General features: G+C 53.8%; 10 protein-coding genes. 2 read left to right on the forward strand and 8 right to left on the reverse strand.

Features of this window, described 5'->3' with window-relative positions; genetic code table 11:
* The 5 genes from pglX to ABTW62_RS11970 all read right to left on the reverse strand — a co-directional run.
* Positions 1 to 3,266: BREX-1 system adenine-specific DNA-methyltransferase PglX (pglX, locus tag ABTW62_RS11950; protein ID WP_430904813.1), on the reverse strand; the 3,266-nt coding region annotated here is incomplete at its 3' end.
* Between the two features lie 188 nt (positions 3,267 to 3,454).
* Positions 3,455 to 5,125, reverse strand: a complete 1,671-nt coding sequence (locus ABTW62_RS11955; protein WP_430904814.1) for an RNA-binding domain-containing protein — start codon at positions 5,123 to 5,125, stop codon at positions 3,455 to 3,457.
* A gap of 9 nt (positions 5,126 to 5,134) precedes the next feature.
* The gene (gene brxC, locus ABTW62_RS11960; protein WP_430904815.1) at positions 5,135 to 8,683 is read right to left on the reverse strand and encodes a BREX system P-loop protein BrxC; all 3,549 of its coding nucleotides are present in this window, start codon (positions 8,681 to 8,683) and stop codon (positions 5,135 to 5,137) included.
* 14 nt (positions 8,684 to 8,697) lie between these two features.
* Positions 8,698 to 9,309: a DUF1788 domain-containing protein gene (locus ABTW62_RS11965; RefSeq protein ID WP_218132848.1), complete on the reverse strand. Its 612-nt coding sequence runs from the start codon at positions 9,307 to 9,309 to the stop codon at positions 8,698 to 8,700.
* The gene (locus tag ABTW62_RS11970; protein WP_430904816.1) at positions 9,306 to 9,899 is read right to left on the reverse strand and encodes a DUF1819 family protein; all 594 of its coding nucleotides are present in this window, start codon (positions 9,897 to 9,899) and stop codon (positions 9,306 to 9,308) included. Before ABTW62_RS11970 ends, ABTW62_RS11965 begins: the two co-directional genes overlap by 4 nt.
* Positions 9,900 to 10,425: 526 nt before the next feature.
* On the opposite strand from ABTW62_RS11970, the gene ABTW62_RS11975 reads away from it, so the two are divergent.
* Entirely contained in the window at positions 10,426 to 10,899 is a 474-nt protein-coding gene (locus tag ABTW62_RS11975; protein ID WP_430904817.1) for a LexA family protein, read from the forward strand.
* 2 nt (positions 10,900 to 10,901) lie between these two features.
* Entirely contained in the window at positions 10,902 to 12,215 is a 1,314-nt protein-coding gene (locus tag ABTW62_RS11980) for a Y-family DNA polymerase (protein WP_430904818.1), read from the forward strand.
* Positions 12,216 to 12,649: 434 nt separating this feature from the next.
* On the opposite strand, the gene ABTW62_RS11985 is transcribed toward ABTW62_RS11980, so the two are convergent.
* The 3 genes from ABTW62_RS11985 to merR form a co-directional block, all read right to left on the reverse strand.
* Positions 12,650 to 15,094 carry an AMP-binding protein gene (locus ABTW62_RS11985; protein ID WP_430904819.1) on the reverse strand — a complete coding sequence of 815 codons (2,445 nt, stop codon included), beginning with the start codon at positions 15,092 to 15,094 and terminating at the stop codon, positions 12,650 to 12,652.
* Positions 15,091 to 15,429 (reverse strand): holo-ACP synthase, encoded by a 339-nt coding sequence (locus ABTW62_RS11990; RefSeq protein ID WP_430904820.1) that lies wholly within the window; start codon positions 15,427 to 15,429, stop codon positions 15,091 to 15,093. The genes ABTW62_RS11985 and ABTW62_RS11990 overlap by 4 nt, the downstream gene beginning before the upstream one ends.
* 260 nt (positions 15,430 to 15,689) lie before the next feature.
* Positions 15,690 to 16,097, reverse strand: a complete 408-nt coding sequence (gene merR, locus ABTW62_RS11995; RefSeq protein WP_430904821.1) for an Hg(II)-responsive transcriptional regulator — start codon at positions 16,095 to 16,097, stop codon at positions 15,690 to 15,692.
* Positions 16,098 to 16,277 lie beyond the last annotated feature (180 nt).

Below are 16,277 nucleotides of genomic sequence, written 5' to 3' on the forward strand. Positions count from 1 at the left end.
TCCAGCTCGTCGTCGATGGGGAAAGACTTTTTAACCACGGAATACACGGAACACACGGAATTTTTTGAATGATTATTTTCCGTGCTTTCTGTGTGTTCCGTGGTTAACTTTCTGTTGTAACGGTACCAAGGGTTGCAGGTCAGGGTGATTTCGTTGAGCGGCACTTCGGGCGTCAGTTCGTCCTGTAGACCGTAGGCCTCGATGAAGATGCGGTTGTTCTCTTCCTCCAAGCGTTGCATTTCCAGCGTCATCTCGCGCCAGTGGGCGCGGAGCTTCTGGTAGGTGGTTTTCAGGGTTGGCTGGCGGTAGTCGGGATTGAGCAGCGGTAGGCTGGCGAAGTCCCAGGAGGTTTCGTAGGAGTCCCAGTCAGAACGAGCAATCGCTAAAACAGTTTCCATTTCCTGCTCAACTCTCTCATCAGTTCTAAAGGCTGCAGGAAGTACGCTGAAGTCTCCTATCTTGAAGTGCATTGTTGGATTTAATATTGGCGCCATCCAAGATACAAAACAGTTATTGCATGCGGAGAGGACTTTTAGCAGCTCGCTTCTGGTACTTGGGAAGGCACTATTTACAGCCGCATCGAAGCAAAAGCTATCATCGTAGTATCTAAATGATGGATTTTTGATGTTTATATCCGACCATGAAACACTTTCTCGGAAAAAGAAGTCAGTATTTCTCGTGGTAGATTTCGGCCTAATTGCCTTAATCGCAAGACCATCACTCCTCCAATCAACTACGGTCTCTTGATTGCCATACCATTTTCTAGTCTGGCCACCTTTGTTGTAAGGAAACCAACGCGTAGACACGTTTGCTCCTGAGTGAGAAGCAATGGATGTTTTGCCAAAGCTCACTTCATTCCAGCGTCTGACAAAATTCTCATTGTCGCCGGTAGTCATGCCGTTCCGAGCGTCAACTAGGTCCCCTAGTTTTGGATTACTTGAAAATGCACGAAAAACACCGTCACTCAAAGAGTACTGGATGGGACTCCCTGGAATATTTGAAAATTTCCTAGGGTTAACGCGATATATTTTTCCACTTCTCTTTCTTTCTAGGAAAACCTCCTGTTTGTTAGCTGCATGAGGTGCATCATTCAAATTCACAAAGTCGCCGACTATGGCCTTTCCTTGTGATTGAAGGATAAAAGCAGCCCCAAGTGCAAACTTGGAGTTGAGTTCAGGAAATGAATTAAACCCAACCTGCACAAGACTCCTTATTGGTGCAGCTTCGAGAATATTTAATCGAATGGCTTCATAGGAGGACAAAAACATCCAATTCTGCAGCGTAATCATCGAGATAAATCCTTGCTTACTCGATAGATGGAACGACCTTTCAATGAACATTGAAAAAAGATCGCCCTTACTCAACTTATAATGTTTAGCTGCAAAACTCTTAAGCTTTGGGTTCATCCCAACAGATCCCATATACGGAGGATTGGCAATTACCACATGGTATTTCGGGCTCAGATAGTCGGCCTGCTGCAGAGCTTGCAGTACCTTCTCGTGGGTTTTGCTCAGGAACAGATGTCCGGAGACGTTCTTTAACTTCAAATAACTGCGCATTCTGTCCACGTCGGTGACATCGGGACGGATCAGGGAACCGAAGTTGTCGGCTTCTTCGAACTGGCGCAGGGTGGCTTGCAGTGGCGCGGTGAACAAGTCGTACCCGATAAAATCCATGTACTCCTTCAGTTCATCCTCATCAAAATGGATGTTCTGCAGCACGCAAATATTGGGTTTGACGCTTTTGTTGAAAAATCGGCGCTGTTTGGCGCGGGCCTTCATGGTCAGGGCAAAGGCGGCCAGTTCCCCGGCGCGTTCGTCGATCTCGATGCCGTAGAGGTTATTCGTGAGGATCTTTTCCGGGATTTCTGCGGGATCAACGCCTTCCTCCTCATAGATGGCGTAGAGCAGGTCAAAGGCGTAGGTGAGCATGTGGCCGCTTCCACACGCGGGATCACAGATTTTGATGTCTTCAGGTTTTTCTATGCGTAGAAAGTCTTCTTCGCGTGTGGAAGCGGAGGGGATAGGGGTTAGGGGCCAGGGGTTAGTTTGTTTTTCAGCCCCGCTAACATTTTGCTGATCTCTTTGAGCAGAGAGAGTATTTCTTGCGCTTGCTGCTGAGATATGTAGTGCAGACGCTGAGCGATCTGTATTTGAGTTTCCACTTCCGCTTTGGAGCCCTGCGCTATCGAAAGGAAGTTTCTGAATTCCGCAGTCGAGTTGCGAGCGTGCCCTTCCGCTATGTTGGACGGAATTGACACTGCCGCCCTGCGAACCTGATTGGTCAGCCCGTAAAGCTCCTCCTTCGGGAAACTCTTTGTTGCTTTGTAGACCAGCTCGACCACATCCATCGCCTTCTGCCAGACAATCAGGTCCTGATAGCTCTTCACTTCCATTCTTGCCTCCGGTTTTATCACTATCCCCTAGCCCCTGATCCCTAACCCCTGAAGTCTCTGGTCGAATGTAATACTCCATCCGATTGACCAGCCGCGAATTAGGTCGATTCAACATCCAGAGTCGCCCCAACGAATTCTCGACCAGATACTTCACGATCCAATGCGGGGTAAAAAGCTGGGTGGCGGCGGGGATGTTCTCGGGCGTGATCTTTTTGTTTTTCTTCAGACCGTCGAACACCTCATCCTTTTTCTCGGAGATGTAGAACTGGTAGAGCCAGCCGATCACCTCGACATCTTCGCAGGCGTCCGGCGTCATCGCCTCGCGGGTGTAGGCCAGGATGGCGTTGCCCGAGAGCAGGTCGTCGGGCATCAGCAGTTCGGTGTAGTCATCGATGCGCTGGAACAGGAACGGCATGGCGCGGTGGAAGAAGTTGCAGGCGGCCACCACCAGCAGGCGATAGGCCTCCCCTTGCGGGTCGCGACTGGGGGCTTTGCCGTCGAGCAGGGCGAAGATCTGCTGCCGGACCTTGTTGTGAACCATCTCTTCGTCAATGTGCCCCATCTTGGCCTCAGCCAGAATCTCGGGCTGGAACTGTCCCTCGGCGGGCGACACCACGCCAATGCGGGTGTAGCGGTTCACGTCCATGAAGCGCAGGGCGCAAAAGCGGTTGAACCAGATGTAGGCGACACGCTCGATGACCTGTTCCTTGCCGTGACCCCTGATCGCCTCCTCAAGCTTCTTGATCGCCTCGGCACGCTCGCGCCGAGCAGCGCTGTTCTCGGCCAGCACCAGTTTCAGCTTGGCGGAGACCTGCTCCAGCAGGCTGCGTCGGGCGAATTGAGCGAATTTTTTGAGTTTGGCTGTTTCCATATCAGGCTAGACCTTCTGAACCACAGATGAACACGGATGGAAATAATCCACGGAACACGCGGAATACACGGAAGGTACGCAGGCCATACACGCTTTTATGAGCCGGGCGCTTATATTCACGCGGCACGTGTATTTTTCGCGCGATATTCGCGCGGAGCGCGTGTATGGCGCGAATCGATCGCTTACAATCAGATCGACAGCACATATTTCCCACCTTTCCCTTTGCCCTCAAAGCGAATGGAACCAGTGTTAGCCAGTTTTTTGAGAAGACGGTAGGCTTGATCTTTGTTTAACCGGCAAAGCGCCATGGCTTCTTCACGCTTGATGCCACCGTGGGTAGCGATATATTTGAGCACCATCTGCTCCTGCTGAATCGAATCGAAACCGGCCTGACGAATATAGGCGGCTTTCTGCCCGGACTGTTTATAGACTCCGGCACTCAGGGTGTAGCTCCGGCCCCGGCCGGTCCCATGCGCTTCAATCATGCCGGCCTCCAGCAGCTTTTCGAGAATGATCCGGGTTTGCGCTTCACTTTTCTGGAGCGCGGGTGAAATATCGCTGGTGGTCAATCGGCGCTCATCCCGTAGGCGAGTAAGGACAATCAGTGGCTCAATTATCGGATCACCAAGTTTGTCATGTTGTTCCACCACCATCTTCAGGAAATCTCGATCAGCGGCTGCATTGGCCATGAAGACGCTGACGGTAGAGGTATTGGACATTGAATAATCCGGCGCGGGACGGCCATAGCGCAGCATGCCTTCATAAATGCGGTCGATACCACGACCGGTCCGCTCCGCCAGACCAATACGTTTGATAATATCGGCCAACAGGGGGTTACGCGAGCGCGGTGGTGCAACCAGCAGGTTGTCCAGGCCGACCCCTTCGATGAATCCGCCGGGGCTGCTGATACTCAGACCGGCATTATCCAGTTTGACATGCACCGCACCAAGGGTGCTGAAGTCGCGGTGGACCAAGGCGTTGACCAGGGCTTCGCGAAAGGCGCGGCGATCGTAATTGGGGATCGGCACGCGGAATAGTCCAATCTCGATTTCTTCTTCCACCACCCAAGGCTTGAACTGCAGTTCGACCTCTTCAAAGGTTTCAATCAGTGGCTTGCGATAGAATTCGTTAACCCGGACATCTGTGCCGCGCAGCACCTGAAAGGCGACCTCGTAGGCGGGGAGATGCTGTCGCAGCAGATTTTCGGTCCCCAGTAGCAGCAAGCCGGCGATGGTGGGGTAATAATACCCCTGATGATTTGCGACCAGGCCCAAGGCACCGTCAAGTTCCTTATCGGCCAAGCCCATCAATGGCTGTTCGCCACCGTATTTTTTGATGGCATTACGAATACGCAGGCGTTGCAGCGGGTCGAGTTGGCTGACATCTACTTCTTCAAGCACCATCGCTGAAGGATCGATAAGGCCCATTGAGGACTGACGCTGAATAAATTCGTGAGGATAAAACGGCACGGCTTCAGGTGTACCATCAAGCTTGAGGCGTCTTCGGACCAGCAGACCATCGGAAGTTGAGATCAGTTGCCGTGACTTGGGAATGGTAATCCGAGCGACAGATTTACCCTGCAGGTCGCACCGCTCCACCCTCACGGATAGGGCAGGGTTGGTCTTATTGGCGATCAGAGAAGAAATACCCGACACATTGCGGTGATTCGCATGCAAGCCGGTAACCGTACCGTCATCCTCCACACCAAGCAACAGATCACCGCCCTCAGTATTGGCCAAAGAAACCACCGCTGCCACCAGGTCGCGATCCGGAAGACATTTCAAATCACCCTTGAATTCCAGCGTCAGGCTCTCACCTTGCTGGATCAGTTTCCCGATTTCGTGTTCATTGGTATTCATTGGCGGTTCCTAAATCTGGATCCTTTTGCCTGTGTGGATTTCTTCCAGTAGCGCCTTGCGCAGGGACTCCAGATAACAATCAACATCGCCTTCATCGGCCAGCCAGGCTTTGTCATAGGTGACACGAACCTGCCGATAATGTATGTACTGGATTTTTGATTCGCGAATCTCATCCTTGCTATCAGGCATCGGCTTGCTATGATCATACGACACCGGGGGTACGGGTGCGGGAGTTGCCATTTCAACCATCCTGGCCAGCAGTTTTTGGTAACCCTGATCTTCGAAATACCTCAATCGGTCGTTGATCACTGCTATCAAATGCTGTTGTTCAACATGTTCCATCAAGTCCTGGTATGGTTTGTTCAGCTCTGCCTGCCTGATATCAGGGAGTTTCTGATACTCATCCATAGCCTGCATTCTGTCCTGCAAGACGGTCAGGGTTTCAACAGCACAAATACGAACCTGTTTAACTTTTTCGCTAATGTTTGTCTTCAACAGGTCCAGTTGGTTTTTCATCTGCTGGATTTTGTTGCCTTTGAAGCACGCTGGGTCTTTGAGGTTAGCGACCAATAGCGTCGCCCCTTCGCCTTCGATATAGGCAAAGTTGGGCTCTTGGCTCTGAACAAACGAACGGGCTTCGTCAAAGATCACTTTCTGCCCCCCCACCATGAATTTCCGGATCGGATCAATGGTTTGCTCTTTCATGTCGAGCAACGCATCTTCCTGCCGAGTCAGCTCAGTCAGATACCAGGTATAGGGCTTGCCGGTCAATTCCTTGAGTTTTTCAAGCACCGGTGTCAGCGCATTCAGAAATGGATACTGGGACACCTGAGCCGCCAGCGGGGTGAGCTGGTACATGAGTTCCTGGAATGCGGCGCCGGTTTCCTTGCCGAGCGCCTTGGCTTCGCTGGCGCGAGGCGGGGCATCGAAAAAGTCCTCGAAAAACGCCTTGAGGGCACGGACTTGGGACGCGCTAAATTCGACCTGGGGTTCCAGCACCACATTGCCATGGCCATGGGTGTTGCGCAGCGCACGTTCCAGCTCGTCTTCTTCAAGCAAGTTGCCATCCACGCGAACCTCGATCTTGCCGCGAGCGCATAAGTTGGCCAGCGTGCAAAGCACCGCGGCGTAGTACCAGCCGTAGGGTTTGCGTTCGAATGTCTCCAGCAGGTTCTTTAAGGTAGTACGAACACCACTCCGGTTATTGCTCTGAATGAACGCCAACAGCTCCTGTTCGGATTCGGCCAGGGAGGCGGCATCGTTGCCAAACAGTTCCTGCTGCGAATGTTTTAGGTATTGGGCGATGTCGTTCTCGGTATAGGCAATGCCGCGCAGCATGCGCAGATTCGGATAGGCACGGGAAATAAGTTCATGGAAGCCGCGCAACACACGGGTCTGCGCATCCTCTGAACCGATTTCGATATCGGCACCTGCCACGAACAACTTGGCCTTGCTCACCAGGACTTTGACCCGCTGCTGCAGCTCGGCATAGCGTTCCCGGTTCTGGAATCCCTTGTCGGTCAAAATACGTTTGACTGCTTCTTGCTGGGTAATCGAGATGTTCTGGCGAATGAATTTCTCGGTTCGTTTATACATGAGCATATCGCGCACTAGGCGTTCATCTGCGGGCAGGAGAATGAAAAGCTCATCGATATTGTAGGTAGAGCTGGTACGGATCATCTGCTCATTTTCAGCATGTTCATGGAACGGGCTGATGACATGAATGGCCAGTTCGTATTCGCGTCCATGCAAACGATCATCGAGTTTTCTGGAGAAGGGATAATCCTGGCCCTGGATTCCGGAGGATGAAGCATCGTAGCGAATTTTCCGGAGCTTGATCACATGGTCGAAGATGATCTTTTCAAGCTCGGCGGCAACTTCAGCCGACTCCATTTCAGTATCCTTAATCTCCTGCTCGACGTCTTTTTCCTCATCGGTCAGGTATTCGTAAAGCTCGCCATTACGCTGCACATAGGTCTGCTGTTCCAAAAGGCTGAGGGCTGCCTCGACACGCTTCCTCAGTGCAGGCAAATCCTGATTAAAACCTTCCAACATCAGCACACACAGGTTCCGGACAGTCGGCTTGAACTCCTTGACGTACTTGACCAGGAAGAGTGTTTTCAACAGCTGGAGCGCGAAGGGGCCATCCAGATGGTTTTCTGCCTGGATAATGGCTTTCTGGATGTTGGATTTCAGCGCGGTGCGAATGCCCTCGAACATCAGATCAAAAGTGGCCAGCTGCCCGACTTCATGACCCCCAATCTGGATCGCCACCTGTTGGAACACCCCCAACATGGAGCGTTCGCCCACCGAGCTGTGTTTACCTTCGAAGGCGTTATGCTGCGACAGATTCTGAATGGCCGATTGAAACAGGGCGAACTGGTACGGAATGAATGGGTAGCTGTGGATAAAGTGATCGCGGTCCTGGAAATTCCGGTATGTGACGGAACCCTCCGCAAAGTCAAACAGCGTTTTGAAGTTATTGGATTGCGCGTGGTAAAGCACTGACAATTGACGCACGCCCTCATCGTTTTTCAACAGCAAGCGCTTCTGGATGACTTCTGCAACATCGGCGCTGGTCAGCTTCATGCGATTGGCAAATCGCGCCTGAATCTTTGAAAAATCATTACCTTGCTGTTTACCCATTTCGCCAACAACCATTCCCATATCTTCCTGGGCGGTAACGATGATCCATGCGCGCCCCCGGCACTTGGTGGCCAGACTCTCGGCGATGGTCTGGAGATTGGTCATGAGCTTGGTGTTATCGGCAATATATTGACCAACCTCATCGACAAAGAAATTCAACCGGAACCCAGGTGATTGCCGTTCGATGTGGGCATGGACTTGCTCAGCAAAATCCTCAATGGAAACCCGATACTGACTGCGGTATTTATCCAGCATCCCGGTCGCCTGCGATTCGTCTCCGCCAGTCACTTGCGCATAGGCTTTGGCGATATTCTGGCCTTCAAGCAATGCCTGCTCCCGGCCTTTCTGCCAGGTCCGTCCTGCAGCCGCTGCATAAGCTGACTTGAACTGTTCATACAGTCCTCGGCTGTCGAGATCGCGCTCAAACTGGGCAATATGTCCATGCTTGCCGTAATAGCCGCACATTTCATCGAAAACCTTGACGAAAACAGCGAGGAGTGCATCGATTTGGGTCTTGCTGATGACATCCGCTTTCTGATCGATATTGAATAAAATACTTTTTGACGGGATAGCAGCCGCGCGTTTTAGGTCGCTACGCAGGATTTCATTGCCGCCACATTTTGGGAGAAACAGTTCAAGCGCCAAAGTACCGTCCACCGGCCGGTTTTCAAGTAATAGCGCCAGCATCTTCAACAGATGCGATTTGCCGGAACCAAAGAAACCAGAAACCCACACGCCATTGGCGCCTTGGTAGTTGTTATAGGCATCCAGGAAGGCTTCGAGCCGCTTTTCAACTTCATTTGTCAAGACGTATTCTTCAATTTCGAGACGAAGGCTTGCTTCATCGTCAGCCTTGATCACCCCTTCAATGGGACGATCAACCGGTTTGCAAAAGATATGTCTCAGAGTCATCAAGCTTCCTTCGTTTATGCTTCGCAGTGAAAAATATTGAACGCCCGGTAGTACTTGTCATCGTGAAGCCTGCCGAAGAGATCCAGTGACGCGCCGGTCGCCAACGAGTGGGTATAGGCTCCCGGGAAAAACATGATTGTCGGCTTTTCCTTCGCAGTACTCTGCAGGTTATTCAGAACATGATGCGAGCGAATATAAGGAAACACCTCGCCCACCCCGGAAAGAAACAGCACATCAAAATCCGTGCTCGCCAATTTGATAGCAATGGCTGGCACAAGATGGGTTTCAGGATCCAGCACCCCCTGCAGCAGCTCCTTGAGCTGTTCTTTGGAAACAGATATTTCCATCTCCAGGATCTGGCTCCAGATATCGCGCGCTTTCAATATTTCAATGGAAAGATCATAGAGATTGATCTCCAGAATCCGGACACCCGCCTGTTCGAGACGGTTGATCAATTGCCGTTGCAATCGCTCCATCTCGAGCGATTCTTCGGGTTTAAAGGGACAGATGAAAAAAGGCACTTCATTACCGAGACCTTGCTTGCCAAGAAAACGCTGGCCAGAGATTACAGCGAAAAGATGCTGAAATCTATCCTGCATGGGCATGCTGGCTATATCTGCCCTCACTTCACCATCCTTCTCAAATCCGATTCAAATACAGGGAAGTACAACATATCCTGATGTTTGCTATGAGAAATAAGATCAATCAGCCTTTGGCTGAGCATGGTTGCGTTAATCATATTGTTTGTAGCTAGCAGATCCGCTTCACGGAGCATTTTGAAAAGCACTTGTCGCAATTTGTTTCTCGTGGCTGGCCGAATCTCGTCAAGCTCCGGGTGCCACGCCGATTTCCTATTGAAAAAGGAATTAAAATCATCAAAACTCAAATCAGCCTTCAAAGTGATGTAGCGTTCACGAACGACTTCAACGGCAAAATCGGCAATAAACTTGTACCGTCGGCAAATGGCAACCCATAGTAAATACGCCTGCTCTTGATGACCCGCTGCCATCAAAAAATTCAACTCTTCCGCATTCAGCGTTTTCAAGCGCGAGATAACCTCGCGGCACACCCGCTTCAAAGTGTTCAAAGTTCTGGCCTGTATAACGTTCTTACCCACCACATTATCCCGCACGGTATGCCAGTCACCGAATGCAAGATATAGCTCGGCTAACTTTACCGATTCACGGTGAAAGAGACTCCCGGTTGTAAATGACATGCTGTATCTGTCGTGATTCATTCTCGGCCTGTATTCCTCTATGTGCACTCAGCAGTGTCGCCGGTCTTGGTTCGTGCGGATAGGCTTAGGAGTACTAGCATTGATCACACCAGCTACTTCGACGCTTCCTCCCGGAGCCCTATTTTACACGCTCGGGTCCGCATTGGCCGAGGGCCAACGCCTGCCTACCCGGTCATTGCCATGATCGACCTTGATCTGTTCGGGTATCCTCAAAACCGTGAGATCTCGAGCTCCGGCACCGTCTTACTCCGTCTGTTCTGCCGGGGACAGCGTACTTCGCACACCAGGCCAATTTGCAATATCCCTCTACAAGATTTTCAGCAGGATGTATGAAGTGCAGATACCCCTTGTCGGGCTTATGGCGCACCAACCCACCCTGCGCACTGGAAACGGTTCGACGGCATGATTCACAAAATGCTTCATCGATTTGCCCAAGACTTGGGCCGTCAAATTGGGCATAATCTGCAGAGATCTGTCCGAAAATTTTCCACTGAATATACTTGCCATGACTACCGTCGTTCCATACACAGCCAGCGGCAAACTGGCGCATCTCCCGCCCCTGCAGCGGGCGGAAGCCGATCCTGTGGCATGCCGGTTGCCACTCCTCCAGCACCGTGTGCCGGCCGGGTTTCCTTCGCCCGCGGATGAATATGTCGAGAACTGTCTGGATCTGAACACCTATCTGATTCGCAACCGGGCGGCGACGTTTTTTTTCCGCGTGGCCGGTGACTCCATGACGGGCGCTCATATTCACGATGGGGATATGCTGATCGTGGATCGCTCCATCGAGCCCAGGCATGGGCATATCGTGCTGGCGGTCATCAATAACGAATATACCGTCAAGCGTCTCTATTCGGTGGCAGGCGTGGTCGAGCTGCACGCGGAGAATCCGGCCTACCCGCCGATCCGCTTTCAGGAGCACGAAGAGCTGCAAGTCTGGGGGGTGGTGGTGGGCACAGTCGCGCGCTTTAACGTGTAGTCATGCCGATCCACAACACACCGGCCAGCAGACAGCTGTTCGCGCTGGTGGATGTCAATAATTTCTATGTCAGCTGCGAGCGGGTGTTCAACCCGGCGCTCGAGGGTCGGCCAGTCGTGGTTTTATCCAACAATGACGGATGTGTCGTCGCCCGTTCCAACGAAGTCAAGGCGCTGGGGGTCAAGATGGGCGTGCCCTGGTTCAGGATACGCGCGCTGGCAGCGACTCATGGCGTGCTCGCACGCTCGTCCAACTATGCGCTTTATGGCGACATGTCGAACCGGGTGATGACTATCCTGCGCGACTACAGCCCGGAAGTGGAGGTTTATTCGATCGATGAGTGCTTTCTCGGCTTGAATGGCCTGACCCGCCCGTGGCCAGCAGTCGCCGCGCTGGGGCAATCGATTCGCCAGCGTGTGCGCCAATGGACAGGCCTGCCGGTCTGTGTCGGGATTGGGGCGTCCAAGACGCTGGCAAAGCTTGCCAACCATCTCGCCAAGCAACGGCCTGAATTCAATGGGGTCTGTGATCTGACAGCCATGACGCCGCCCCAGATTGACAGGCTGTTGTCGACCATTGCAGTCGGCGAAGTCTGGGGGATCGGGCACCAGACGCGCCAGCAGTTGCATGCAGCCGGTATCGAAACCGTGCAGGCGCTATGCGAGACGGATCCGGCATGGCTGCGCACAAAATTCGGGGTGGTGATGGCGCGGATCGGCAATGAACTATGCGGGCGGTCTTGCCTCGCGCTGGAAGAGATTGCCGCGCCCAAGAAGCAGATCATTTCCTCCCGGTCTTTTGGCCAGTCAATTAGCCGTCTGTCCGAGCTGAATGAATCGGTCGCCAGCCATGCCGGCAGCGCGGCGGAAAAACTGCGCCGCCAGCATTCGGTCTGCCATGCAATCCAGGTCTTCATCCAGACCCATCCATTCCGTGAGCAGGATCGCCAATACGGCAACCACATCGCTGTGCCGCTACCCAATGCCAGTGCTGACACGCGTTTACTGATACGGGCAGCATTGTTCGGTCTCAAGCGTATCTACCGGCCAGGCTATGCCTATAAAAAAGCCGGCGTCATCCTGGCCGGCATCGAGCCTGCAGCCATATCCCAGGAAACACTATGCAGACCATACGGCACCGGCGAGCAATCGGACAAGCTGATGCAAACTCTGGATCAGATCAACCAGAAATACGGACGTGACACAGCCACTTTTTTCTCGACGGGTGTTACCAAACCCTGGCATATGCGCCGGGAGCGGATGTCACCCTGCTACACCACCCAATGGAGCGATGTGCCGGTAGCGCGTGCTGGCTGATTTTCTTCCGCTGCTCACAAGACGGCAGGGTGTGCTTACGCACTCTGCAACCAAAACCACAAATGGACACGAATAATGAAAGCCACTTCGATTGCGTTTCAACCGTAATTTGGCTAGTCATCACGCATCTGCCCCGTCGCATGGCAAAATTTGACCCATGTGAACGTTACCGCTCAACCATTCGTGCGCATTCGTGGTTCCCTCAATCCCGGTCACAGAACAGCAACGGCTTCACCCTCATGGGCAGCAAATGTGCCGCTAGCGTGCCTCGTGATTTCCTGCAATATCTTCAGGGCACCTCTAAAAATCCATATTTCGTCACAATACGTCGTTGTTCACAAAAAATGTCTCCTCACATATCCATCATATGCTGCGTCAACATTTTTTGTTCTCGCCTCGTCTTGTTTAAAACGCTGAATTTTTAGAGGTCCCCTTCAGTCAGCGGAAGCAGCTGGCGCAGCCGTCAGCAATGCCTGCATCGCCGCTTCAATGCGGGCCGTGGCGGTGGCATAGCTATCCGTGGCATTTATCTGCATCGGCTTGCCGAAGCGAACGGTCACGGCGGCAATCGCTCGCGGCACAAGGGTATCGGGCGGAATGACTTTTTCGGTGCCTTCGACCACCACTGGTATGATCGGTACCTGCATTTCCACCGCAATCACCCCGGTTCCGCCTTTGAGGGGCAGGATGCCGAGATTCTCCCGATTCTGGCGCCCTTCCGGAAAAACCAGCACATTCCAGCCATCGTCAAGCAAACGGCCAAAATATTCGAGGCCCGGCCGGATATTTTCATTGACTCCTGTCGGAAATGGAAAAGCGTTGAGCGCAAGCTCTCCGATCGGCACTGACCAGGCGTATTTCTGATAGAAAACATCGGTCGCCGCCGCGATGCCCAGCCGCCAGCGGAACTGCTTGGGCAATGCAAAAGTGACCACGGCAGAATCCAGAAAACTGCGGTGGTTGGCCATGAAGATCACTGGCCCTTGCAGCCCTTCCAGGTGTTCTATCCCTTCGACCCGCAGCCGGCAGCATAGCGAAATCCAAGATTGCAGAAAGAACCGTTGCGCATAGGGCCGCAACCGGCTCGCCCAGGGTTTGAGCGACCAGCGCGGATATTTGCTCAGTTGCGGTGCAATCCGCTTCTGCGTCTCGAGCAGAGACTCCAGCTGACCGACGGTCGTTTGCGGTGTGATCTGGGCCTCCTCGATCGCAATACCCCATTGGTCTTCGATCCGGGAAACCAGCTCAATCCGCAGCAGGGAATCGATACCAAGATCAGCACCGAGTAGCGTCGCCTCGCCCATCGTATCCGGCGGGACACCCGTCACCTGCCCCAAAAGACGTTTGAGAGGCGTCACCTCGGCCGAGGCCTCAACTTTGTGGGCACCCCCCTGCTCAGCCAACAGACGGATGACTTCTTCCTTCTTGACCTTGCGCGTGACAGAGCGCGGAAAATCTAGCTCGGGCCAGACCGACCAGCTCATGATTTGCTGGTGTGGCGCCAGGTTCCGGTTGACGCGCGCGATCGCCGCTTCGCCAGCGGCCTGATCGCACAGCAGCACGGCGTGAATGATGGTCTTTCCTTCCTTCTCTAGGCCGACAACAGCGCTGTCGGTCACTGCCGGATTACGGTTGAGCTCGGCTTCGATATCCTCAGGAAACACATTCTCGCCGCCGGGCCCCAGGATCATGTATCGCCTGCGCCCGAACACATACAGATAGCCATCTTCATCCAGCCGCCCGCCATCATCGGTTTTGAACCAGCCATCCACAAAAGCAGCCTCGGTACGCCGGGTATCCTGATAATAGCCCGCCATCACCATCGGACCACGTGCCAGCACTTCCCCATCAGACGAAATGCGGATCTCCGCGCCTTGGACCGGTTTTCCTACCGAACCGATACGATGATTGAATGGCGTATTCACCGTCAGAATCGGGCTGGTTTCGGTCAATCCATAGCCCTGCAAAACCTCGAGACCGAGCGACCACCACTTTTCTTCCACCACCGGGTCGAGGGCCGCACCCCCGCAGGCAATGGCTTCCAGCGGACCAAAAATACGGCGGCAAATCTGCCGGCCGACAGGACGCCGCATAAAACCCGGCAGCCGCCCGATCCGCTCCTCCAGTCGGTCCATCATTGTTTTCAACACCTCCGGCACAGCCACCAGGTGAGTCACCGGCGTATGTGCAAAGGTTTCAAGGATGGTGCGGGAGGTTGGCGTCGGCAGGTAAGTGACGGCACAACCCGCATAAAAGGGACAAAACAGGCTGGTCATCTGACCGTAGGCATGGAACAGCGGCACCAGGCTGACGACATGATGATGCGGCGCCAGCGGAACGGCCTTGGATACAGCCTCCAGATCAGACAGCAGGTTTTCATGGCTCAGCATGACGCCCTTGGGATCGCCGGTGGTGCCGGAGGTATAGATGATCTCGGCGATCGCACTCTTCTCCGACACAACGGGCCGCCGGGGTTCATGCCGGATTTCCCTGTCGGCTGTCTGAATGGTAATCGTCGGCATGGGGGATGCCGGCCACATGGCATAATTGGAAATCATCAGGCATTTTGGATGGGCCGAGGCAACCAGGCGCTCGATCTGGCCGGCAGTGCTTTTAGGATTAACCGGCACGACTACAGCACCACATGTCAACACGGCAAGGAATGCGGCCGCCCAATCAGGTGAATTCTCCGCAAACAACAGCACCCGGTCGCCGGGCAGAATGCCCTGCTCATCCAGCGCAGCCGCCAGTGTGGCGATTCGCCTGTCCATATCCTCGTAACACCAGCGAATGGTACGATAGCGTGGCCGATACTGGACCGCCAGATGTGAGCCATGCCGGGCGATGCGCTCCTCCAGGAAAGCCGCCAGCGATTTCATCGTACCCAGGCCACGGCAAAAGCCATAGCATAATCGCCGTCATGGGAAATGGAAACGCTGAGCGCTTCCAAGCCAGGATAGGAAGCAGTCAGCACGGCCTGTGGCGCACCGGATGCGGCATGCTCGATACCGACATTGAGCCAGTGTCCGGGCACCAGCGACAGAGCCTTACCTATCGCCTCCTTCGCAGCGAAAATCCCGGCCAGCTGCTGGCTGGAGCGGCCACAAAGCTCGGCGGGCAGAAACAAGCGTTCGACAAAACTTGAGCCACTTTCGAACAATCGCTTCTGAAAGCGACTGATACATACGATGTCGCAGCCGGTTTTTAGCATCATCTCTGTCTCCTCCTGTTTTTGGCAAGCGCCTTGTCCGGATGATCGAAAGCAATCCAGATACCTGGATCCACACACCTTCAACCGGAACGCCGTGCTTGAGCAAGCGAATCGCGCAACCCCTCCTGCTTCAACATTGGCGAGCGACCCTATTGCCCGACTCGTTGACAGTCTAGCAAAGTCCATGCATTCAAGAAACCGCAATGCACAAGGGGGGCCGTCCCGGAAAATGGAAATCATATACCAAGTGCCGAAGACGCCCCTCAGCGGCAGTGCAACGCTGCGATCAACGGGCAGGAAATATTGCCGTGACGCACGTTGCGCTCGTCCACCAGCTTTGACAGCGCCGCCTCTATCCGCTGAAGATCCGCCAGGCGGGTACGTACATCGCCCAGGCGCCGGGAAGCCAGCTCGGCCGCCTCGTTGCAATGGGTACCGTCCTCCAGTTTCAGCAGCTGGCCGACTTCATCCAGGTTGAACCCCAGACGTTGGGCTGACTTCACAAACTTCACCCGCGCTACGTCCGCCTGCCCATAGCGGCGAATGCGCCCATAGGGCCGGTCCGGCTCCAGCAGCAGCCCCTTGCGCTGATAGAAGCGGATCGTCTCGACGTTGACCCCGGCCGCCTTGGCAAAGACCCCGATGGTCAGGTTCTCTTGCGTGCTTTCCATAGTGCTTGACTCCGTACCCGACTACGGAAATAAGGTTACAGCATTAAACGAAACCCCGGAAGAAGATCGCCATGAAGACACTCACCATCCTGCGTGCATCGGCTTGGGCTGCCACCAAGACCAGCGTCGATGCCTTGATCAAGGCCACGGCAAATGCAAGTTCGTTACCCTTCTCGGAGG

Source organism: Nitrosomonas sp. ANs5, assembly GCF_050584665.1.
GTDB lineage: Bacteria > Pseudomonadota > Gammaproteobacteria > Burkholderiales > Nitrosomonadaceae > Nitrosomonas.